This window comes from Enterocloster aldenensis, assembly GCF_003434055.1.
In the GTDB taxonomy this organism is placed as follows: Bacteria; Bacillota; Clostridia; order Lachnospirales; family Lachnospiraceae; genus Enterocloster; species Enterocloster aldenensis.
The window spans coordinates 345,606-367,002 of sequence record NZ_QVEX01000002.1; the positions used below are offsets into that span (position 1 = coordinate 345,606).

General features: G+C 52.8%; 27 protein-coding genes. All 27 read right to left on the reverse strand.

What is annotated here, in order from left to right; translation table 11 throughout:
* Position 1: 1 nt before the first annotated feature.
* The 27 genes from DWX59_RS07950 to DWX59_RS08080 all read right to left on the reverse strand — a co-directional run bounded on the left by DWX59_RS07950 (position 2) and on the right by DWX59_RS08080 (position 21,392).
* Entirely contained in the window at positions 2–937 is a 936-nt protein-coding gene (locus DWX59_RS07950) for a hypothetical protein (protein WP_117557827.1), read from the reverse strand.
* Positions 906–1,688 carry a PocR ligand-binding domain-containing protein gene (locus DWX59_RS29900; RefSeq protein ID WP_117557828.1) on the reverse strand — a complete coding sequence of 261 codons (783 nt, stop codon included), beginning with the start codon at positions 1,686–1,688 and terminating at the stop codon, positions 906–908. The genes DWX59_RS07950 and DWX59_RS29900 overlap by 32 nt, the downstream gene beginning before the upstream one ends.
* A 55-nt stretch (positions 1,689–1,743) precedes the next feature.
* On the reverse strand, positions 1,744–2,142 hold the full coding sequence (locus tag DWX59_RS07960; RefSeq protein WP_117557831.1) for a bacteriohemerythrin: 399 nt from the start codon (positions 2,140–2,142) through the stop codon (positions 1,744–1,746).
* Between the two features lie 12 nt (positions 2,143–2,154).
* Positions 2,155–3,108, reverse strand: a complete 954-nt coding sequence (locus tag DWX59_RS07965) for a chemotaxis protein (protein ID WP_117557833.1) — start codon at positions 3,106–3,108, stop codon at positions 2,155–2,157.
* A gap of 15 nt (positions 3,109–3,123) precedes the next feature.
* Positions 3,124–3,609: a chemotaxis protein CheD gene (locus DWX59_RS07970; RefSeq protein ID WP_117557835.1), complete on the reverse strand. Its 486-nt coding sequence runs from the start codon at positions 3,607–3,609 to the stop codon at positions 3,124–3,126.
* A 2-nt stretch (positions 3,610–3,611) separates the two neighbouring features.
* A complete protein-coding gene (locus tag DWX59_RS07975; RefSeq protein ID WP_117557837.1) occupies positions 3,612–4,229 on the reverse strand; it encodes a chemotaxis protein CheC in 618 nt (205 codons plus the stop codon).
* Positions 4,230–4,268: 39 nt separating this feature from the next.
* The gene (locus tag DWX59_RS07980; protein WP_117557839.1) at positions 4,269–5,060 is read right to left on the reverse strand and encodes a flagellar hook-basal body protein; all 792 of its coding nucleotides are present in this window, start codon (positions 5,058–5,060) and stop codon (positions 4,269–4,271) included.
* A gap of 11 nt (positions 5,061–5,071) precedes the next feature.
* Positions 5,072–5,872, reverse strand: a complete 801-nt coding sequence (locus tag DWX59_RS07985; protein WP_117557841.1) for a flagellar hook-basal body protein — start codon at positions 5,870–5,872, stop codon at positions 5,072–5,074.
* Positions 5,873–5,891: 19 nt separating this feature from the next.
* Positions 5,892–6,668 carry a sigma-70 family RNA polymerase sigma factor gene (locus DWX59_RS07990; RefSeq protein ID WP_117557843.1) on the reverse strand — a complete coding sequence of 259 codons (777 nt, stop codon included), beginning with the start codon at positions 6,666–6,668 and terminating at the stop codon, positions 5,892–5,894.
* A 19-nt stretch (positions 6,669–6,687) separates the two neighbouring features.
* Positions 6,688–8,814: a flagellar biosynthesis protein FlhA gene (gene flhA / locus DWX59_RS07995; RefSeq protein ID WP_117557845.1), complete on the reverse strand. Its 2,127-nt coding sequence runs from the start codon at positions 8,812–8,814 to the stop codon at positions 6,688–6,690.
* Between the two features lie 21 nt (positions 8,815–8,835).
* The gene (flhB, locus tag DWX59_RS08000) at positions 8,836–9,909 is read right to left on the reverse strand and encodes a flagellar biosynthesis protein FlhB (protein WP_117557847.1); all 1,074 of its coding nucleotides are present in this window, start codon (positions 9,907–9,909) and stop codon (positions 8,836–8,838) included.
* A gap of 118 nt (positions 9,910–10,027) precedes the next feature.
* The gene (locus DWX59_RS08005; protein ID WP_117557849.1) at positions 10,028–10,780 is read right to left on the reverse strand and encodes a flagellar biosynthetic protein FliR; all 753 of its coding nucleotides are present in this window, start codon (positions 10,778–10,780) and stop codon (positions 10,028–10,030) included.
* Positions 10,781–10,786: 6 nt separating this feature from the next.
* A complete protein-coding gene (locus DWX59_RS08010; protein WP_002577861.1) occupies positions 10,787–11,050 on the reverse strand; it encodes a flagellar biosynthetic protein FliQ in 264 nt (87 codons plus the stop codon).
* 23 nt (positions 11,051–11,073) lie between these two features.
* Positions 11,074–11,730, reverse strand: coding sequence for a flagellar type III secretion system pore protein FliP (gene fliP, locus DWX59_RS08015; protein ID WP_117557851.1), 657 nt, complete (start codon positions 11,728–11,730; stop codon positions 11,074–11,076).
* Entirely contained in the window at positions 11,723–12,016 is a 294-nt protein-coding gene (locus DWX59_RS08020) for a flagellar biosynthetic protein FliO (protein ID WP_117557853.1), read from the reverse strand. Before DWX59_RS08020 ends, fliP begins: the two co-directional genes overlap by 8 nt.
* Complete coding sequence (gene fliN / locus DWX59_RS08025; RefSeq protein ID WP_117557855.1) at positions 12,013–13,470, reverse strand: flagellar motor switch protein FliN; 1,458 nt, start codon at positions 13,468–13,470, stop codon at positions 12,013–12,015. The genes DWX59_RS08020 and fliN overlap by 4 nt, the downstream gene beginning before the upstream one ends.
* A 40-nt stretch (positions 13,471–13,510) precedes the next feature.
* Positions 13,511–13,960, reverse strand: coding sequence for a flagellar basal body rod protein FlgC (flgC, locus tag DWX59_RS08030; protein ID WP_117557857.1), 450 nt, complete (start codon positions 13,958–13,960; stop codon positions 13,511–13,513).
* Between the two features lie 12 nt (positions 13,961–13,972).
* The gene (locus tag DWX59_RS08035; protein ID WP_002577856.1) at positions 13,973–14,335 is read right to left on the reverse strand and encodes a response regulator; all 363 of its coding nucleotides are present in this window, start codon (positions 14,333–14,335) and stop codon (positions 13,973–13,975) included.
* Positions 14,336–14,365: 30 nt separating this feature from the next.
* Positions 14,366–15,412 (reverse strand): flagellar motor switch protein FliM, encoded by a 1,047-nt coding sequence (locus DWX59_RS08040; protein WP_117557859.1) that lies wholly within the window; start codon positions 15,410–15,412, stop codon positions 14,366–14,368.
* Positions 15,413–15,435: 23 nt separating this feature from the next.
* The gene (locus DWX59_RS08045) at positions 15,436–16,446 is read right to left on the reverse strand and encodes an OmpA/MotB family protein (protein ID WP_117557861.1); all 1,011 of its coding nucleotides are present in this window, start codon (positions 16,444–16,446) and stop codon (positions 15,436–15,438) included.
* Positions 16,436–17,260 carry a motility protein A gene (locus tag DWX59_RS08050; protein ID WP_117557863.1) on the reverse strand — a complete coding sequence of 275 codons (825 nt, stop codon included), beginning with the start codon at positions 17,258–17,260 and terminating at the stop codon, positions 16,436–16,438. Before DWX59_RS08050 ends, DWX59_RS08045 begins: the two co-directional genes overlap by 11 nt.
* A gap of 27 nt (positions 17,261–17,287) precedes the next feature.
* A complete protein-coding gene (locus tag DWX59_RS08055) occupies positions 17,288–17,488 on the reverse strand; it encodes a flagellar FlbD family protein (protein ID WP_117557865.1) in 201 nt (66 codons plus the stop codon).
* A gap of 61 nt (positions 17,489–17,549) precedes the next feature.
* Positions 17,550–18,548, reverse strand: coding sequence for a flagellar hook-basal body complex protein (locus DWX59_RS08060; RefSeq protein ID WP_117557867.1), 999 nt, complete (start codon positions 18,546–18,548; stop codon positions 17,550–17,552).
* Positions 18,549–18,617: 69 nt separating this feature from the next.
* Complete coding sequence (locus DWX59_RS08065) at positions 18,618–19,001, reverse strand: TIGR02530 family flagellar biosynthesis protein (RefSeq protein ID WP_117558020.1); 384 nt, start codon at positions 18,999–19,001, stop codon at positions 18,618–18,620.
* Positions 19,002–19,028: 27 nt separating this feature from the next.
* A complete protein-coding gene (locus DWX59_RS08070; protein WP_117557869.1) occupies positions 19,029–19,601 on the reverse strand; it encodes a flagellar hook capping FlgD N-terminal domain-containing protein in 573 nt (190 codons plus the stop codon).
* A 17-nt stretch (positions 19,602–19,618) separates the two neighbouring features.
* Complete coding sequence (locus DWX59_RS08075; RefSeq protein WP_235844979.1) at positions 19,619–20,857, reverse strand: flagellar hook-length control protein FliK; 1,239 nt, start codon at positions 20,855–20,857, stop codon at positions 19,619–19,621.
* Between the two features lie 76 nt (positions 20,858–20,933).
* A complete protein-coding gene (locus tag DWX59_RS08080; RefSeq protein WP_117557871.1) occupies positions 20,934–21,392 on the reverse strand; it encodes a flagellar export protein FliJ in 459 nt (152 codons plus the stop codon).
* Positions 21,393–21,397 lie beyond the last annotated feature (5 nt).

Here is a 21,397-nt window from a genome sequence, read left to right on the forward strand (position 1 = left end):
TTTACGGCTGCCACAAAGGCAGCTCATCCCCGGGACTGCGGTCCACTGCTTGTTTCACCGTTTCCGCGTCCAGGGGAAGCAGCCCTTCCGTCACCGGAGAGCCCGCTTCCTGGTCAGCCTGGGCAAGGGCGAGGGTCCATTCCTCCAAATCACACGTAAGCCCATTCACATAATATACAGGGTCTCCCCAATCATCATACTCCAGTTCAAAATGCCATACGCTTTCAAACCGGAAACCATTGTCCTCCATCTGGAAGCAGTCCCTCTCGCCACTGCCATTTGCAATGGTAAGCCACACGGACTGGCTGTCCTGGTTATAGGAAAGGAAGGATTTCTCCGGACCGTCCAGGTCCGCCTCTGAGGCAGGCACCAGTTCTTCCTCCGCAGGGTCCCATACAGATGTCAGGACCACCCGTCCGGGCGGCTGCACCTGGTCCGTCACCACCACATCCCGGTATCCGTCGCCGTTTATGTCCCACAGCATGAAACCGGGGCGCGGGGCGTTGTCCCTTTCTTTATATGCCTTATCCTTCATCAGCCTTTCCAGCTGCTTTTTAACTGCCTTCCGGTAGGTGTCAAAGGACTCCAGGATAAGACCCTCCGGTCCCACATAGTGGTCATCCGGTGTGAACATGTTAAAGCATTTGGCACCGTCTTCCCCCATGTAGTACTTGTTTTTATCTCGTTTGTCCGTTACCCATCCCGTCTTCATGCGGCCTTTGGAATCCACGTAGTATTCCTTCCCCTGGTCCTCAATCCATTCATCCTCTGCCGGACTGCCGGGGGAATAGAAATACATCCAGTATTTTCCATCCTCCGACCGGTCCCAGGTGCCCTCCTGGGCCCCGTGCGCGCAGACAGGAACCCCAAGGACAAGGGCCGCCGTGATAAGGGCCGCGCTGCCTCTAATCAAAATCAACTTTTCCCATCTTCTCAATGGACTCCTCCACACTGTCCACCAGCTCATGGATTGCTTCATACACAGCAGATGATTCATTGGCCATCCGGCCGATTTCCTCTGCCACCACGCTGAACCCCACTCCGGCCCGGCCCGCGCGCCCTGCTTCAATGGACGCGTTCAGCGACAGCATTTTTTCCATGGTGGCGGTCTGTTCCAGTTCCCTTGTCTTGGTCTTAATCTGCCCTACCGCGTCCTGGACCTTCTGAGACTCCTGGTTAAACACCTGCATCTTTGACTGGTTTATCTTCTGGTAATAGCTGAGGTTAATCCACTGGTTCATGACCGTGGAAAACAGCTCTGCCGACGAACGTATCATTTTCTCAGACCGGACAGGCACCTTACCCAGGGCCTTCAGGTACTCCTCCTCGTCAATACCCAGCTCCCTGGCAATCCTCCGGAATTTTTCAGGGTCCGGCTTCTGGGGAAGGACCTGTCCGCCAATCACAGCCCCCACCTTCTCCCCGTTCATCACCAGGTCCGCGGCAAAATCCATAAGTCCTGCATGACAGTAATAGGAACCCTTTCCCTCCCTGTCGCATTTCTCACAGCGCTTAAGGCCTTCCCCGTTTCCCCTTGTATATTTCATGCAGAAATCCGTAAAATTGCTTCCCCTGGAAATATACTCCCCCTGGGAATCCACGGCAATGGCGGCCAGCCCCGTTGCATCGGAAAACAGGTCCTGTATCCGCTGGAACTCATTCAAATCCACGATTTTCCTTATATCCATACTGTTTTCATCTTCTTTCCATCAATATGCGCTGTTCCTCTGTCCGTCCCTCTGGTCAGGACTGCCTTACATGCTGGGCAACCTTCCTGTCATCTGTCCTGATATGCATTAACAGCTTTCCAACCATCTGGTTCAGACTGTTCAGCGCGGCAATGGAAGCGCCCTGGGTCTTGATATCCCGGGCAGCCCCGGCCAGTTCGCCTTTATACCATTCATGGAACTGCCTGTGGGCAGCATAACCCGGATAGGAGGTCTGTACCTGAAGCTTTTCCTCATCCCCAAAATGCTTGGCCACATAGGACACAAGGAAATCCAGGGTGGATTCCACCTGGCTGCGTCCTTTTCCCTGGGAACAGGCGTCCAACAGGTCGTTCACTGCCTTGAAAAGCTGCCGGTGCTCACTGTCAATCAGGGCGTTGCCTGTCTCCAGGTCTTTTGTCATCTCATATCTCATGTCCTTTTCCTCCTACGCGTTTTTCTGTCCCTGGAATTTTCCCATGTCCTGGGCATACTTCTTAAGCAGTTCGTCCAGAATGGATACAAGATGGCCGATTTCCGGCTTTGCCAGCTGTTCGTCCGCCCCCAGCTCCCTGCCCTTCCTGCGCATCTGCTCGTCAATCAGGGATGAGAATATGACCACGGGCAGCTTTTTAAGCCTTGGGTCATCCTTAATCAGCTTTGTCAGCCTGTGTCCGTCCATCTCCGGCATCTCGATGTCTGTTATGACCAGGTTCACCTTGTCATACAGGTCATTGTCATCCCTGATGGATAAAAGGTAATCCCATGCCTCCTGTCCGTTGTTGAAATTCATGATGTTGGTAAATCCTGCCCGCTCCAGGGAATCGTCAATCATCCGTCTGAGCAGGATGGAGTCCTCCGCAATCAGGATGGGGGATTCGCACAGGGGCCTGTCTCCCATGGCCTCAATCTCCGAGACCTGGATACTGGTCTCAGGCGCTATCTCCGCAACAATCTTCTCAAAATCCAGGATGGTGACCAGCTGCCCCTCGCACTGGGCAATGCCGGTAGCAACGCTTTCATCCCCGTTGGCAATGGTCTTATCCGGCTTCTGTATGTCCTTCCAGGAGATGCGGCTGATTCCCTCGATTCCCTGTACCCGGAAGGCCACTGTCATTTTGTTGAAATTAGTCACGATGAATAAATCCCTGGCCCCGTTTTCCGGCCGTGTCCCGGACAGATAGTACGCAAGGTTGATGACGGTTATCAGTGATTCCCTGGGTTTGAAGATTCCCTCCACAGCCGGGTGGGCGTGAGGCATGGGCTTTACCTTCTCACTCATGATGATTTCCCTTACCTTTGCCACATTAATTCCATAGAACTCCCCCAGGACAGTAAATTTCATGATTTCAATTTCATTTGTCCCGGATTCCAGCAGGATGCCTTCCTTCTCTTTCTGCATAACCAAAACTCCTTTCTATAAATGCTTTTCAGGTTTCCCAAATGTCCGGATTATGACATCCCCGCTTTCCAGCTGCAGAAGCATGGTCCTGGCATATGTACCGCCTGTGTCCTCAGCCACAATCCTCATGTTTTCATCTGCCAGTATTTTCTTTACCATGGCGGCGTTCCTCTGGCCGATATTGCCGAAATCCGCGTTTCCGCTGATTTCAAACATCTTTGCGCCGCCTGCGATTTTAACCGTTGTCCTGGCTTTTACCATTCCAAAGGCCATAAGCTTCCTGATTGTCTCACGGATACCGGAATCCGCGTATTTATAAATATTGGGGTCGGAAACCCCGTTATGGGCCGGCAGCATGATATGGAGCAGGGCGCCCAGCCGCAAAAACGGGTCGTAAAATGATATGCCGATGCAGGAGCCCAGGGCATATGTGATGATCCTGCCCTCATCCCTGGTGAATTTCATGTCCCCGATTCCCACCTTAAGTTCCTTTTCTGTCATCCCTAAACACCCAGCTTCCCCAGAATATCATTCAGTGAACGGATATCAGGAAGCATCAGCAGCCAGTCTGAAAGCCGTTTTCCTTCCATGACAAAATCTGCATTGAAATACATCAGCTTATCGGTCTCATAACCGTATTCGGCAATGGGCACTGTCAGTATTCCGCCCAGCATGTTAACCGTGGAGCTGGGAACGGACAGATGGATGTTCATGTCCACCAGCTGTGAAAAAGCGTTGATATAAGAGCAGATGATGATGTTTCCCACTTCCTCCAGCGCCGAATAGGCCAATGCGTCCATTTCCTCAAAGGAGGTATAGTTTTTTTCCAGAAGTTTTCCCAAAACCGTATTGGCAAAATCCATGTTGAAAAGAAACAGCATTAACCCGTCCACATCCCCGTCCATCTTTACCAGTGTGGCAGCCACCACTTCCTCAATGTTGCCGATACGGTCCACCGCGTCCTCATATCCCAGGATGCTGACCTGGGGAAGGGTGATACGTATTTCCTTCTGGAGGAACTTGGAAAGGGCCGTGGCCGCATGGCTGGTGCCGATGCTGCTGATTTCCCTCATCGTGTCCACTTCCTGAAGGTTCAGATCCTCAAAATTCCTGATTTTCATGTGTGCCTCGCTTTCTTCCGTTCAGTTTCCCCGCTGTCGTTAGCCGCGCAGGGTATTAATGGTACCCTCTATCTCATCCGAGGTGGTCACCATGCGCAGGGCATAGGTAAATGCGCGCTGGCACTCAATCAGCCGGACCATTTCCTTGGCCATGTCCGTGCCGGACACCTCCAGGGCCCCTGACGTGACGGAGGCCTTCTCTAAAAGGATGGGCTGGGCGCCCTGGTCCGTGGGAATGTATTCGTTATTCCCAACGCTGGTCAGACGGCTTGGATTGGCAAAGGTGTAGAGGCTGACCCTGGGTTTATCTTCCTCGTCTTCCTCATCCTCCTCGTCCTCAATCTCGTCTTCATCCTCTTCCCCCATTTCCGCCTGGATTTTATCCACATCCGGGACCTCCGCCTTAAGTGGCTCCCGGTTCTGGTCCAGCACCAGCTTGCCCGAGCCTGTCATGAGATAGAATCCGTCTTCCCGCTCCGCCCTGTGGAATTGTCCGTCCCGTGTATAACTGACAGCCCCTGTGGCCGGGTCCTGCACCATGAAGAAGGCATTGGGCTCCAGGATGGCATAATCCATGGAACCTCCTGTCTGGGTCAGCCCTGATGTGTCAAAGCCGGTATAGGTCCTCTGGACCTTCATGCCCGCCCCTGCCTGCAGCTCTGTCACCGCGCCCTCACTGTCATTGAGGTTATAATTGAGCAACTGCGAAAACACGGTTGTCTTTGGCTTAAAGCCGTTGGTGTTCGCATTGGCCAGGTTATTGGAAATCACGCTGAGCTTTTCCGTGCAGTTCCCGGCTCCCAGCGCCCCTACGTAAAATGACTGGTTCATATGTATCCTCCCTACAATCTTCCTATATCTGTCACGGATTTGCTCATAATCTGGTCATACATCTTAAGCACCTGGGCCGCGCTTTGAAGGGCCCTCTGGGATGTCATCATGGCTGTCATCTCGTCCACCATATCCACGTTGGACTTCTCCACGCTCTTCCAGATAAGCTGGGGCCGTTCCTCCTGGGCCGCCGCAGGCGCCTGGGCCGTTGAGAACAGTCCGTTGTCCTCCTTGTGCAGCTGCTCATAGTCCGCGAAATCAACTACCCTTATGGTGCCTAACTGCCTAAGCTGGGGCTCCTCCTGGGAATCCTCTCCTGAATCCGTCTGTCTTTCACGCACCGTGATATTGCCGCCGGCGTCCACGCTGAAGTTCTCGTCGTCAATCCGTATGGGCTGGCCGTCTTCCGAAAGCACCCGGCCCGCCTCGGGCAGCGTAAGGTACCCTTCCTCATCCACGGCAAAGGAACCATTCCTGGTATAACGCTCTCCGGCCGGGGTCTGTATGCAGAAAAAGCCGCTGCCCCCAATGGCGAAATCATAGATTCCGTCTGTCTGCTCAAAGCTTCCCTGGTCATAGTCCACATAGGTCCTGGACGCTGTCTTTATCTTGGATGTGACGGAAAGAGGCGTGGGGTTTCCCTTGTTATGCCGCCCGGTCCGGTACAGCATTTCTTCCTGGAATGTGCTGGTGACCATGGTGTCCCGCTTATAGCCCGATGTCTGGACATTTACCATGTTATTACTGATGACATTCAGATTCCGGCTCTGGGTCAGCATTCCGGATGTGAGATTGTAAAATCCCTGGTACATATGGCATTTCCTCCTGTTCCTATTCGTAGATATAGGTGTTCATGTAAGTCTTGAGTTTCCGGATGGCGCTGCTGTGGATCTGGGAAATACGCGGTTCACTGACATTCAGCACCTGGGCTATCTGGGTCATGTTTAAATCCTCCACATAATAGAGTGAAATCACCATCCGCTCCTTTTCCTTCAGTTTGTTCACCGCCTCTGTCAGGGTCTTGACCGCTTCCTCCCTCATATACGCTGTTTCAGGCTGCAGGTCCATGTCGCCGCTGGGTATCTGGACCGACTGCCCTTCCTCCTCCCTGTTTGTCACCATGTCCAGCGAAAGCACGTTTACCATGGTGCTCATCCTCTGAAGCCTCTGGCATTTCCTGATGTCCATTTTCAGATGGCCTGCGATTTCGTCATCCGTGGGCGGACGCCCCAGCCGGTCCGAAAGTTCTGTCCTGGCGTCCTCAATGGACCTGTGCTGTTTATGGTAATTCCTTGGCATCCAGTCATTCTTGCGGATAATGTCAATAATCATCCCCCTGATGCGCCTGGAGATGAATGTCTCGAATTTATTATCCCGTTCCGGGTCATACCGCTCAATTCCCTTCATAATGGCAATCGCGCCTTCATTGATGATATCCTCCATCTGCATGAAATCCGCATACAGGTTATGCATCTGGATTGCCACTGCCTTGGCTATGTAGAGATACCGGAGCGTCAGCTCCTGCTTTACTTCCAGCTGCCTGTCCCTGTCATACATGGCCAGCAGCTCTTCATTTGTCTTTTCCTTCAATCCATCCAACTGCTGCATATCAAATCATCCTTCACTGTCAGCCATCCTGCAGCCCCGGTCCTTCTAACTTCAGGCTGCCGATTGACTGTATCTGGACATTATTTGCCACTTCATTAAATGAAAGCACCCGCACCTTTGGGTAAAACTGCTCAATCAGGCGGTAAAAATGCACCCGCATGATCTGGGAAGTCAGTATAACCGGATTCTGGGTAAATCCGCTGAACTTCCTGAGCTGTTCCGCCATCTGCCGTATGAGGCTCTGAAGTATGTCCGGGTTCAGGGCCAGATAATACCCTCCCTCTCCTTTTGAGATAGAGCCCACCATGGTGCGTTCCAGCTCTGAATCAAGGGTAAGCACCTTCATGCTTCCGTCCTCGCAGTACATCCGGGTAATGGTGCGCTTAAGGGAAGTCCTTATGCGCTCCACGATGGTGTCAATGTCTTTTACAGGCAGGCCTGTCTCAGATACAACCTCTACCATTGTTTCAATGATGGTTTCCAGGTCCTTGACCGGAACCCCCTCTTTTAACAGGCTGGTGAGTATGCGCTGGAACAGGCTGTATGGGATAAGTCCGGGAAATGCCTCCTCCACCAGCTCCGGTGCGGTCTTTTTCACATTCCCCACCAGATGGATTACTTCCTGCCTGGTAATCAGTTCAAATGCATGCTGGCGTATGACCTCCGACAGGTGGGTGACCATGACCGACAGAGGGTCGATTACCGTGTACCCGTATACCTCGGCCCGTTCCCTGTCCTCCGGCCGGATCCACCGGCTGGGGATTCCGTAGGCCGGCTCCACGGTCTCTATGCCGTCCACTTCCTTTTCAGGATGTTCCGGCTCCAGGGCCAGGTAATAATCCATAAGGATTTCCCCGCGGGCCACCTCCTCGCCTTTTATCCTGATGCAGTACTGGTTGGTGCTTAAGGCGGAACTGTCCCTTAAACGGATGGAAGGAATGACAAATCCCATGTCCTGGGCATACTGCCTGCGGAATATCACAATGCGGCTAATCAGCCTGCCTCCCACGGATTCGTCCGCCAGGGGAATCAGGCTGTATCCGAATTCCATTTCCACCGGCTCCACGCTTAAAAGGTTATATACGTTGTTTACATCCTTGTAATACTCATCCTCTGTCACGGGCCTGGAGGCAGCCGCTTCCTCCAGGGCCGCCAGTTCCCCTTCCGCCTCCTGGTACACGGCAGCGCCTAACAGGGCCGGCTCTGCCTGGATTTTCCTGGAAAGGTAGTATCCGCTGGCTAAAAGCCCCACGGAAACCATTCCCAGCTGGACCACAGGCATGCCCGGAATCATGGTCATGACAGCCATGGCCACGCCGCTGATCATGATGGAATAGGGCTGGGCCATGAACTGCTTTGATATGTCCTCATTCAGGCTACCCTCGGACACGGCCCTGGTCACAATCATGCCCGTGGCCGTGGATATGAGCAGAGCCGGTATCTGGGACACCAGGCCGTCACCCACGGTTGCGATGGAATAGGTGTTCAGCACATCGCCTATGGATTCCCCGGACTGGACAATCCCGATGATGCTTCCTCCAATCAGGTTTACAGCCGTTGTAATCAGGGACATGACAGCGTCGCCTTTGACGATTTTGGTGGCTCCGTCCATGGCGCCGTAGAAATCCGCTTCCCGCTGGATTTTCTGCCTGCGCTCCTTGGCCTGCTGCTCGCTTATTAGCCCGGAGCTTAAGTCGGCGTCAATGGCCATCTGCTTGCCCGGCATGGCATCCAGGTTAAACCTTGCGGCAACCTCAGCCACACGCTCGGCGCCCTTTGTGATAACAATGAACTGCATCAGTACAATGATGAGGAAGATGATGAAACCCACCACCACATTTCCCCTGAGCACAAAGTCCCCGAAAGCCCTGATGACCTGGCCCGATGAGCCCATATTGGTCAGGATGTTCCTGGTTGTGGAAACATTGATTCCCAGTCTGAACAGGGTGGTCACCAGCAGCAGGGACGGGAAAATGGAAAACTCCAGGGGTTCCCGTATGGTCATGGTCGTTACCAGGATCATCATGGAAAGGGACATATTCAATATAATCGCCACATCCACCAGACCGGCCGGCAGCGGTATGATTAACAGCAGTATGATAATCAGTACAAAAAGTACCACCGAATAACTCAGTATCTTCTTCATCCGTAACTCCATCCGATTCGTTTATCTGAACATATCTTCCCTGCGCCCGGTCCGGTAGAGATAGAGGAGGATTTCCGCCACTGCCCCGTAGAACTCGGCAGGTATCTCCCGGTCCAACTCACAGGAGGCGTATAATGCCCTTGCAAGAGGTTTGTTCTCCGTGATATAAACCCCGTTTTCCTCCCCCACCCTGACAATCCTGAGGGCCAGTTCATCCTGGCCCTTGGCCAGCACCACCGGCGCGCCATGATGGCTGGGGTCGTATTTAAGGGCTACCGCGTAATGGGTGGGGTTCCTGACAATCACGTCTGCCTGGGGAACCTTCTGCATCATCCTGCTGAGGGCCATCTGGCGCTGGATCCTACGTATCCGTCCCTTAATCTCCGGATTGCCCTCTGTCTGCTTGAATTCATCCTTCACTTCCTGCTTGGTCATCTTAAGGTCCCGCTCATACTCCCAGCGCTGGTAAAGGAAATCAAAGAAAGCCACTACGCCGAACGCCATGCTGACCTTGACCACCAGGTCAAAGGCCATGTTTAACATATAGGCAGCCGAGACCTGGGGCTGCATGTCAATCATCCTGGCCACCGGCACAAGGTCGCCCTTTATCAGGTTATAGAGCAGGATTAACAGCAGGGTGGTCTTAAACAGGTTCTTCACAAGCTCTATGACATTTTTCAGGGCAAACAGTTTTTTTATGCCTGTAAATGGATTCAGCTTGCTGAATTTTGGTTTTACCACCTGAAAGGACACGTTGAAACGGGTCTGCGCCCCATGGGCCAGGATGCCCAGAACCAGGGCGGCCAGAAGCAGGGGCAGCGCACATTTCAGGAAGGTGACCACGGTCACTGAAAACAGCTGGGAAGACAGAAGCTCCTGCGGATTCCTTCCCACGCCTTCCAGCATCCATTCCATGTACGACCTTACATTCTTATAGATGTAGGGCATCATGAACCGAATCATCCAGAATACGCCTAAGAGGAGGATGACCGTGGTTATGTCCTTGCTCTGGAATACATTGCCTTCCTTCCTGGCGTCATTGCGGCGCTTACTGGTTGGTTTTTCTGTCTTTTCCTGTCCGCTGCTCCCGGCCACTGTCCCTCACTCCCTTCCTGCGTTCCGTTCCTTTCCGGGCCCCGTTCCTCTCCGGCCCCCGTTCCCTTCATCCGCCCCTTCACGGGCCTTCTGGGAAAGGTTGTTCCCTGCGCCTGCCTCAGGCCATGAGCCTGACCATATGGTCCAGCCACTGGAACATGTAATCCAGGACATCATATAATTTGTCCGACATGGGCGAAAACAGGAACAGGAGCATCAGCATGCCCACGATAATCTTTACCTGGAAGTTGACCACAAACACATTTATCTGTGGTATGATCCGCATAAGGATGCCCACCGCGGTCTCCGCAACCAGTTCCATGCCCACCACGGGCAGGGCGAACTGAAGTCCCATGACAATGCTCTGCCGGAACATGTCCAGGACAGCCATTGCCAGCCCCGGGCTTATGCGCACCGCCCCAAAGGGTATGAGACGGGCTGAGCCGTAGAATATCTCAAGAAGCCTGAGATGGCCGTCCATTGCAAAAAACAGCAGCATCAGAAAGGCATAGTACATTCCCGACGTGATTGTCATCTGGGTATTGTACTGGGGGTCATATATCTGAGCCATGTTAAGGCCCATCACATAATCCATTGCGGACGACGCGAAACGCACCACCATGACCGACAGCTCCATTGCAAACCCAAGGGTGAAGCCAACAAACAGCTCCAGCAGCAGCATGACGCCGTACTCCGGCAGGTTGGCAGGTTCACGGTACAGGCCGGCTCCTCCGGTGGTATAGAGTAACAGGGACAAAAGAAACACAAAGCCTGCCTTTGCAGAGGAGGGCAGATTGGTCCTTCCGAACATGGGATTTAAGGCAATGGCCCCGCTCATGCGCATGACAATCAGGGAGAATAAGATGAGCATTCCCTGTTAACCTCCCGCTATCATGGCGCACACCTGTCGGGTAAAGTCCTGAAGCATCACAAGCATGGAACTGCCCAGAATTCCCATCATGGCCAGGATGGCCAGAAGCTTCGGGACAAAGGTCATGGTCTGCTCATTAATCTGGGTGGCGGCCTGGAATATGGCAATCAGGACGCCCACGGCCATGCTCACCAGCAGGAAAGGCATGGAAAGTCTCAGGGCCAGCTGGAATGCCTGGTACATGATGTCAAGCACCTGTAAATTACTCATAATTACCTCCTGACTCAGGATTCCTAACGGAAACTCCTGACAATGCTGGAAAACAGCAGTTCCCAGCCATTAACAGTCACAAACAGCAGCAGCTTGAAGGGAAGGGAAACCATGGTGGGCGGAAGCATCACCATACCCATGGACATCAGGGTGGTGGCTACCACGATATCAATCAGCAGGAAGGGGAGATAGATAAGGAATCCAGCCACAAACCCGCGCTTCAGTTCGCTGGTCATGAAAGCAGGGGTCACCACGGTAAAGGGATAGTCCTCCACATGTTCCTCTGTCTGGGTTCCGGACATTTCCACAAAATGGTCCAGGGTCTCTTTTTCCGTGTTCCTGAGCATGAACTCCTTTACAGGAACACCCATCCTCTGAACTGCTTCCATCTGGGTTATCTCGCCCCGGGTATAGGGTTCATAAGCCTCGGCATTGACCCTGCCGATGACCGGACTCATGATATAAAGGGTCAGGAACAATGAAATCCCTACCAGGACCGTATTGGGAGGGGTCTGCTGGATTCCCATGGCGTTCCTTGTGAATGACAATATGATGATGGTCCTGGTAAAGGAGGTCATCATGACCGCAATGGACGGCAGCAAAGCTACCAGGGTAATCATGAATATCAAATCAAGCGCCGGGACATTGCCTCCGTTCAGGCCGGCAAGAAGATCATTCATCTGTCTCCTCCCTTTCTTCTGGTTCCTTGTATTCCTCTTCCAGCTTTTCCAACAGCTGGATACCCGCCTGGCTGACGCCGATAAGGTACATGTGGGACTGCAGCTTCACAAGAAGGATCTGCTTGTCAGCACTGATCCGGACCTGTTCAATAATTTTAAGGTTCCGCCCGGATGTGGCTTTCATATATGTCTTTCCCATGAGCCGGCTGCACCAATATGCCAGGAACAGTATGCATCCCACGGTAAGCACTGCGCCTGCCAATGAAAAAAAGCTGTCGTTCATCATAAGATTTCCGGGTTCAGGTCCCTGGCCACAATCTCTGTGATACGGATGCCGAAATTATCTTCCACCACCACGATATCCCCCTTTGCAACACACTGACCGTTTACGAACAGGTCGGCCTGCTCGCCTGCCATCTTGTCCAATACCACCAGGGACCCCTGGGTCAGTTCCAATATGTCCTTAACCAGTTTCTTGGTCCTTCCCACTTCCACTGAAAGTTCCAGCGGGACCTTCATCAGCATTTCCTGGTTGGCACGCTCCTCTGCCCCTGCTTCCAGTCCGGTCTCCATCTGCGGTGGGTTAACCGGATGGAGCAGGATGTTCTCCCTTGGGGGCTGCTGCTTTTCCTTTACCTTCATGTCCTTCATGAATTCCATCATCTGGGCCTGGGACTGCTGCATCTGGTTCAGGATCTGAAGCATGACCGGGTCCGGGGCGGACTGGTATATCACAGGCTGGCCAATGGGCGGGGCATATTGAGGCTGGACCGGCCCTTCCTGGGGAACATACTGAGGCTGCTCCCGGACAGGTTCCGGCACCGTCTGCGCCCCGGTCCGGGCAGCGCCGTCAGAGAACTGGGGCTGGTTGGGCGTCTGCGCGGGCGGGGGCTGCATCTCCTGCGCGGGTGCTGCCTGCATCTGCTGCCCAGGCGCCGCCTGCATCTGCTGCGCGGGCGCTGCCTGCATCTCCTGTCCGGGCGCTGCCTGCAACTCCTGCGCGGGCGCTGCCTGCATCTCCTGTCCGGGCGCCGCCTGCATCTCCTGCATGGATGGTGTCTGCGCCTCATGCGCTTCCCCGTCCTGCCTTTCTGCCTCCGCCTGCTTTCTCGCATCCTCCTCCATCTGGTACTGTTCCGCTTGCTGGAAACTGATTTCAAAGGGTTCCAGCAGGTGTTTTGCCAGCTTGGACGACATGATATTCAGGAATTCGCTTTCCAGTTTTCCTTCTATCTCCAGGGAAAAACGGACCACCACCATCTTGACGCCGGAGGTGAAATATTTTTCTTTAAAACTATTCTCACTTTCAATCGGAAAAGAAACAGGCGTAGATATGTTTACGGGATTCCCAAGAAATTCCGAGAGCGCGGTGGCCGAAGATCCCATCATCTGGTTCATGACCTCGCAGATTGCGCTCACATTAATTTCATTCATTTCAAATTCTTCATCTGGTATATCAGCCCCCATGAGCATCCCCACGATAATCCGCACGTCGTTGCGGCGGAACATCATGATATTGCTGCCCTCAAGGCCCTCCGTATAAGCTATCTCCACGCCTACCGCCGGCTCCAGGCTCTTGAACTCAAATTCATCGCTTGTCAGCACCCGCACCACCGGTGTGGTAATGTTCACCTTTGTGCCCAGCATGGTGGAAACCGCTGTGGCGGACGCACCAAGGCTGATATTCATTATTTCGCCTATGGCGTCCAGTTCCATATCATTAAAGTCGCTAACGCCCATTTTTATCTCCTTCTTGTATCATCTGTCTTAACCTGCGCCTTTACTTTCCAATCTCCAGAGCTTTCTGTACCATCAGCTTCATCGCGTTCAGGGCTGTTACATTTGCTTCGTATGACCTGGTGGCCGACATACTGTCAACTGTCTCTTTCAGTAAATCCACATTGGGCATGCTGACATATCCATCCGCGTCCGCGTCCGGATGGCTGGGGTTGTACACCATCTTCATCTCCCTGTCATCTTCAACAATACCTGATACCCTTACTCCCGCGTTCCTGCTGGCAAAGCCCTTTCCCTGGGAGGCGCTTAGCAGGGCTTCCTGGAAGGAGCCGGCGCCGTAGCTTTCAAACATCACGTCCTTTCTCCGGTACGGTCCTCCTGCCTCTGTCCTGGTCGTGTCAATATTGGCTATATTCTCGGCAGCGACATCCATCCTTACACGCTGCGCGCTCATGCCGGAGGCGCAGATATCGAATGAGCTTAAAAATGCCATCTTCCTTCCTCCTTATTTGCCTAAAATTGAATTAACGGTCTGGACAATCCTCTCGGCGTTAAAGGGCTTTACAATGAAATCCTTAGCGCCTGATTTGATGGCGTCCACAACCATGCTCTCCTGGCCCATGGCCGTGCACATGACAATCTTGGCGGAGGTATCTGATTCCCTGATTTTCTTAAGGGCCTGAAGTCCGTCCATGTTGGGCATTGTAATATCCATGATGACCAGGTCCGGTTTTTCCTCATCATACTTTTTCACGGCTTCCGCCCCGTCCTGGGCTTCCACAAAATTGCTGTAGCCTTTCTGTGTCAATGCATTCTTAATCATCATCCTCATAAATGCAGCGTCATCTACCAACATAATCTTTTCCATTGTGCTTTCCCTCACTTTAAATTTGTATTTTTACTCATACAGGATTTCCGTATCCCGTTCTTTCTCCGGCCCGGCATAGATTCTGTCTTCTATACGGATTGCCACATTTTTCTTATAAACTCCCATCTTTCCGGTAAACCAGGGCTGTCTCCCCACAAATACCTTCAAATGGCTGTCCTTGGGTTTATTGAGGCTGATTACATCGCCCACCTGGAGCTGCGCCAGATCCCGAAGGCCCAGCTCCACGGTTCCCAGCTGCCCGGTGATGGGAAGCTGGGAGAAACGGATATGATCCAGGATTACTTCCTTGTTATCCTCATAGGCAAAGCCCCTGGCTATGTGCTTGCGGCTGTCTATCAGATGGAAAATGAACTCAAGCAGGGTTCCGGGTATGCAAAGCTTTATCTTTTCCACCGCCAATCCGGCCACATCCACATTCAGGTGCACGATGGCCACGGTTTCATCCAGCCCCACCTCCTGGACCATGCTTGGGTTTTCCTCTACCCTCTGGACCTTGAAGTTGACATTAATGTAATTGGAAAACCCATCCTTTAAGGCCAGGACAAAATATTCCACTACCCGCCGGTATAACGCCACCTCCACATCCGAATAGCGGTATTTTGGCTCTACCTTGACAATCTCGTCACCGCCTCCCAGCATGTGGTTGATTAGCGTAATCACAAGCCCCGGGGTGACGTGGAGCATAAGGGGGACACTGTTCTTAATCTTATCCTGGATTTCCGCGTTAGCCATGGTGATGCTGTCATTCTCATGAAGCGAATTCACAAACTCATAATATCTGCGCTCCTGGACCTCCAGCACTGTAATATCGGTCAGCACCCTGAATATGCCGTTAACCTGGGAAGTCAGTATCCTGGCATAGTTCTCAAAGACACTGTTGAGTATTTTCATCTTATCCTTGGTGAACTTCCTTGGACTGTAAAAATCATATTTGCTGTATTTTGTTTCTTCTGCTTCTGTCTTCTGTTCAACCGCCTGCACCTCTTCTTCAGGCCCGCTGCCCTGCATGGACTTAAGAAGCGCGTCTATCTGACTTTGGGATAATACATCTGCCATTGCTAAAGCCACCTTTACTAAATTTATTCAGCCACTGTTCCTCCGGCCTCTTCTGCCGTGCCATCGGAAGGAATACCTTGTTCGGCAGACGCGCTCTCCGGAAGGTCCGTCGCAGGAGACACGGCAGCGGACACGCCGTCGGCGCTGGATGCCGCAGGAGACATGGTAGTGGACACGCCGTCGGCGCTGGGAGCCGCAGGCGCAAACCCATGACCATCCCCACGGGCATCCTGGCCCGTGACCACGGTCCTGTCCGCATTCACACCGCTGTTGTATTCGTCATAATACCGGTTCATGGAATGAAGGTCCGCGCCCTCGTCAATCATCAGTATCTCCACACGGCGGTTCCTGGTCCTGCCCTCCCGTGTGCTGTTATCCGCAACCGGGCGGAACTGCCCGTAGCTTATGTTCACCAGCTTTTCAGGCTTAATAATGCCTTTTTCCTGTATGAATATGCACACCTCCGCGGCGCGCATGGCAGACAGCATGCGGTCCGTCCTGGGATTGTTGGGCCTGTCCGGATTCCCCTGGGCCGTATGCGCCATGATGTTAATCTGCGACACTCCGTCCTGGGCAGGGCCTATGACATCACAGAATACATCCAGGGTCGTCTTGCCCTGGTCTGTCAGGATGGAACTGTCACCGTCAAAAAAGGTCTTGTCCTCAAAAACAATAAAGGTGTAATCCTCACCCCTGGATACGGTCACACCGTCAATCCCAATCTCATTCATCCGTTCAGCCAGGGTCAGATAGAGCTTATCAATGTCGACTTCTGTTTCAGCCTCAGGAACATCCAGCGTCCCCTCCATCTGGCTCTCGGCTTTGCCAACCGGGGAATTGATGGACACCTGTTCCTGCACTTCCTGGGTGGACCGGGGATATATGCTCCGCACAAATATCTCCCATTTCTGCTCATTCAGGTTAGACATGGCAAAAAGCATGATAAAGAAAGTAAGGAGCAGGGTGACCATGTCCCCGTATGTATCCATCCAGTTCCCGCCGCCGTCAGTGGGTCTTTTTCTTTTATTCCTCACTGTCGCCACCTCCGCCCTTGGCGCTGACGGCTTCTGCCTTTGACAGAAGCTTTCTCTGTTGGGACTGCTTGATGGAGGCCAGGAGATGCTCCCTTAAGTATTTGGGATTCTCTCCTGATTGGATTGCTATGATTCCTTCTATAATGGTGGAGCAGTAAAGTTCTTCCTCATCCTGGCGTATACGCAGTTTCTTTGCAATGGGATGGAAAAGCAGGTTGGAAAGGACGCTTCCGTAGAAGGTGGTAATCAGCGCCACCGACATATCCTGTCCCAGGTTCCCGGCCCCTCCCCCGTCATCCAGATTTAGTCCCTTTAACATATTAATCAGTCCTACCAGGGTTCCTATCATGCCGAAGGCGGGGGCATAGGCCGATGCTTTTTCATACAGCCCCGCCACCTCGTCATGGCGGGTCATCATATTCTCCAGCTCCCGCTCCAGCACAAAACGGACTTTATCCGGGTCATTGGCATCCACAATCATAAGCACGCTCTGTTTGAAAAAGGGATCTTTGATTTCATCCGCCTTTTCTTCCAGGGCCAGAAGGCCGCTCTGACGCGCAATCATGGCCAGATCCACCAGCTGTTCAACAAGTTTCGGAATGTTATATTGTTTCCCGCGGAAAAGGACCATGATATGTTTGGGGATATCCATCAGGATGGACAGCGGATAGCTTGCAACCGTAGCGGCAAGGGTCCCTCCCACAACAATCAGGATACTGGACTTATCCACGAAATTCCCCAATTTGTCAGCTCCGATCCCGTTAATTATCAGGAAAGTGCCAACTACAATTCCAATCAATGTTGTTATGTCCATGTTACGATGCCTCCTGTGCCCACAGCGTTACTTTGATTTATCCTCAAAGTTAATACAGTTGTTCAGGAATCCCGATGCCTGTTTCATAATTGAATCAACCGTATCTTTTACCAGGTAATAATTACCGTTCATCATTTTTATCTTTGTCTCCGGAATCGACTCCATATATTCAATCTGGAATAAATTGAGGTAGAGTAATTCTCCGTTCAGGCGGATGACTTTAATCATATAGCCCCTCTTTCCAAGGCTTTCCCCGGCATTTTTAAGAACCAGGGAAAACAGTTGTGTATTAACGCTTCATATTAACCAGTTCCGATAATATCTCATCACTGACCGTGATGATTTTTGAATTGGCCTGGAACCCCCTCTGGGTTGTAATCATCTCTGAGAACTCCTTTGCCAGGTCCACGTTGGACGCCTCCAGATAACCGCTCATAAGGGAGGAGGTGGCCCCTCCCGGGACAGTGGCCGAGCAGGCGCCTGAGTTGTCGCCTGTGGAAGCCACATAGTAACTTCCGCCGGCCTTCATAAGGCCTTCCTGGTTCTGGAACGTGGCCACTGCAACCTTGCCGATGGATACCTGACGGTCCTCGGTTACCGTGGCGCCGTCTTTAGTCACCTCTACCGGAACTGTCACCGTAACCTCACCCAGACTGTTAATCTGTATACTGGAGGTAAGCAGTGATTCCGCGTCATCATCAAACTCCAGGTCCCATGTGGATGTGCCGTCCGCCGCAATTGACAGTTTCGCGGAGGTAGGAACCCTCAGGGATACCAGGTTATCGGTTTCCACATCGGTTGCGTCATCTTTTGCCCGGAAACCATAAACAAAGTTTTTCCCATCCGTGAGATGTCCCCGGCTGTCCAGCTGGAACTGGCCCACACGGGTATATTCATAACCGGCTCCCTTAATATTTGCCGTGATTTCAGCTGTATCCGTTCCTGTCATAGATGTGGACTTGTCCGGAACCGATGCCGTGATGAAAAATCCCTGTGCATTCAGGCATGCGTTCAGCCCGCCTACCTGGGTCGGCGTGCTGGCCGTCATGTCCGTGATGATGGAACCCATCAATGTTCCGTATCCATACTGGGCGCCGTTGGTTCCTGCCGCTGTCCCCAGCACCCCTCCCGTGGAATTGACCGCGCTCTGGTACATGGCCTCCTTAAAGGTAAAGGTCTGGGCCTTGAATCCAAAGGTGTTTACATTTGCTATGTTATTACCTATAACGTCTAATTTGCTCTGATGCGCCCGCAGACCTGCGACCGCTGAGTCCATTGCTCTTAACATGATTTAATCCTTTCCGCTGTCCCTGCCGGTGCGCTTCGGGCACCCAGCCCGGCACTCTCACAGTCCTGCCTACATCAGGACAGCACTATCAATATTTGTGAAAACCCTGTCTTTCATATCGTCCTGCGTCATGGTGGTGACCACCACGTTATTGGGCACATTGACGATGAATACGCCCTGGCTGCCGATAACCGCAACATCCCTGGCGCCTTTCCTGCGCGCCTCTTTTACTGCATGCTCAAGCCTGCCCAAAAGCTGGCTGTCAACCGCAATGCCTCTCTCCTCCAAACGTCTGGAAGCGTGTTTGGAAAAATTCAGGCTGTCATCCATACGGGCCTTCAGCAGTTCGCCAAAGCTGGCGCTGTTTCCATTGCCGTCCCGGCCAGACACTGCTTTGCTGTTTCCGTCCGCCTGGGCAAAACCCGGATTATAAATTCCATTTATTCCCATTATCCTATTTCCTCCTGACATGCATGAAAATCAGACATACAGGTTCTCATCAAGGAGGGGGTTTTCCGTCTTGCCTTTTTCCTCTACCTTCTCACCGTCTCCTCCCTCATCTCCCCCTTCTTTATCCTCATCTTCCGCATATGGATTATCAATGCGGCCAATGCCAAGGACATAGGAAAGGGGATATTCCTCACCGTCGCCTTCCAGCTTAAGCATGGGCACGCCGCCGGTCAGGTTTACTGATTCCACTTTTCCATATTTAACATCAACCGGCACCGGCAGGCCATTTGGCCCTTCCTTTGTCACCGCCACCGTAAGCTCCTGTCCCACAAGACCTGCCGCATATGTCTGGCTGGTAACTGCCGTTGACGTGGTGATGGAATCCGTCATGGCTCCCATGGACTGGACCATGGCCATCTGTGTCATCTGGCCCATCATCTCACTGTTGGACATGGGATTGGTCATATCCTGATTGGCCAGCTGTGCTGCCAGAAGCTTGATGAAGCTGGTAACTGTCAGCGTATTCTTTTCAGTGGACCCTGCTGAATATACCTGGGGGGTATAAGGGTCTGTGGTCCCGCTTACCGAAACATTATCTGCCATCGTTTGAATCCTCCTGTCTATATAAGACCCAGCCGGAGCTGCTGTGCAAATGAATCCCGCTGACCCCTCCTTCTGTCGTCCTTTTGTTCTCCGGGCTCCCTGTGGCCTTCCCTGCCTCCCTGCCTTGAATCCCCAAACTGCTGCTGGGACTGATAGGTGTAAATCACCGTTTCCCTGCCCGTCTTATCCTCCAGGATTCCAGCTATCTGTCCCGCGTTCTGGCTGAGGATTTCCAGGGTCTTGGGGTTGTCTGACATCAGGGATACCGATGTGCGTCCGGCTTCATATATGACCCTCAGCGTCACCTTCCCCAAAGAAGCAGGCTCAAACTCAATGGTCAGCGTACCGTCACGCTCCGGCAGCCTGTCTGCCAGGTTCCTGGCAAAGGCCTCCGGCATTTCCTCCATGTTTGTCCTTACCGGGCTTTGGGTCCCTGCCTGTGCCGCGGTCCCGTAATCCTTAGGCTGCACGGACGGGTGGGAATCCACTGCATGGGCCAAAGGCAGTTCCTCCTCAGGCTGCCCACTGCCGTCCATGGTGTCCCGGTTCTGCGCCTTAACAGGAATCTCAGGAACGGCCTGTTCCAGGCCGGCCGTCTGCTGCTCCGGCTTAGGAAACCCTTCTTCCGGCCAGACCCTTGCGGGTTCCTCCTGATTACGGCTTTCTTCTGCCATGGTCACAGGAAACGTTTCTTCTTTTCCCAATGCCTGGAATGATTCTTCCGGCTGTTTCATGGGACTTACAACCGCATCTAAAACCGGCTGCACCATGTCCCCAGGGATTCCCGTACCGGAATTCCCATCCTGAGGCAGCGTCTGGCCTGTCTCCTGTCCTAACGCGTCCGCCGCGTCCTCCCGGACAGCCCCATCCTCAACCTGCGTCCAAAAGCCTGACCCCTGTGTGTCTGAGACAGCAGCATCCCACTCCATTGGCATCTGACCGGGATTCATGCGGAATTGAAAGGTGAAATCCTTCAAGACATCGCCAGTACCCGCCTTAACCGCCTCCAATGGAATCCACCCGGACACCGGTTCCCCGGCATCATCCTCTTTTTTATCCACCGGGCCTGCCTTGTCCCTGGTCCCATTCTTCTTTGACAGCCGTTCTTCTGTTTCCCGGCGTTCCAGTGCCTGCTGCCTGCCTCTTAACATCCGCAGGAAATCCGTCCCGCTCCTGTCATCCCCTTTATCCCGGTTAACAGATACGTCCGGTCCCGCGGTCTCCACGGCCTGTTGCACCCTCTGCGTCATATCCATCCTTATCAAACCTGTCCCTCCTTTCTATGTGATATTTATAATCAACAGCCTGACAGCTGCGACTACCTTAACAGCCCTATACCCGGCCCTGATACCGGCTCCTGGTAATGTCCCTGATGATGAATTCTTCCACAAACCCTTCTTCTTCCTTCATCTCAGCCCTCTGATAAGCCTGCATCCTTTTATCCTTCAGCTTTTCAAACTTGGAGGTGTCCACCTTTGCGGAAATCACCTCTTTCTTTTTGCTCTCTTCCCGCTTTCTTAAAAAAGACAGCTCTTCCTTTTCCTGGCTGATGATTTCTTCCATCCTTCCAATACACATGTCGTAAAGGCGGAGGTTCTCAATGGAAGCGCCCGTGGATTTTGTCTGGTCAAATCCCTCCTGGAACCCGTTTAATCTTTCCTTCAGACGTACAATCTGTTCCTGCTTCGTCATGACATTCCTGGCAATGGCCGCATGTTCCGACCTGAGTTCATCCAGCACCTGGGTCTTGTAATCCAGTACGGTATCAAGGCTGTATTTAAACCGCTTCAACGACC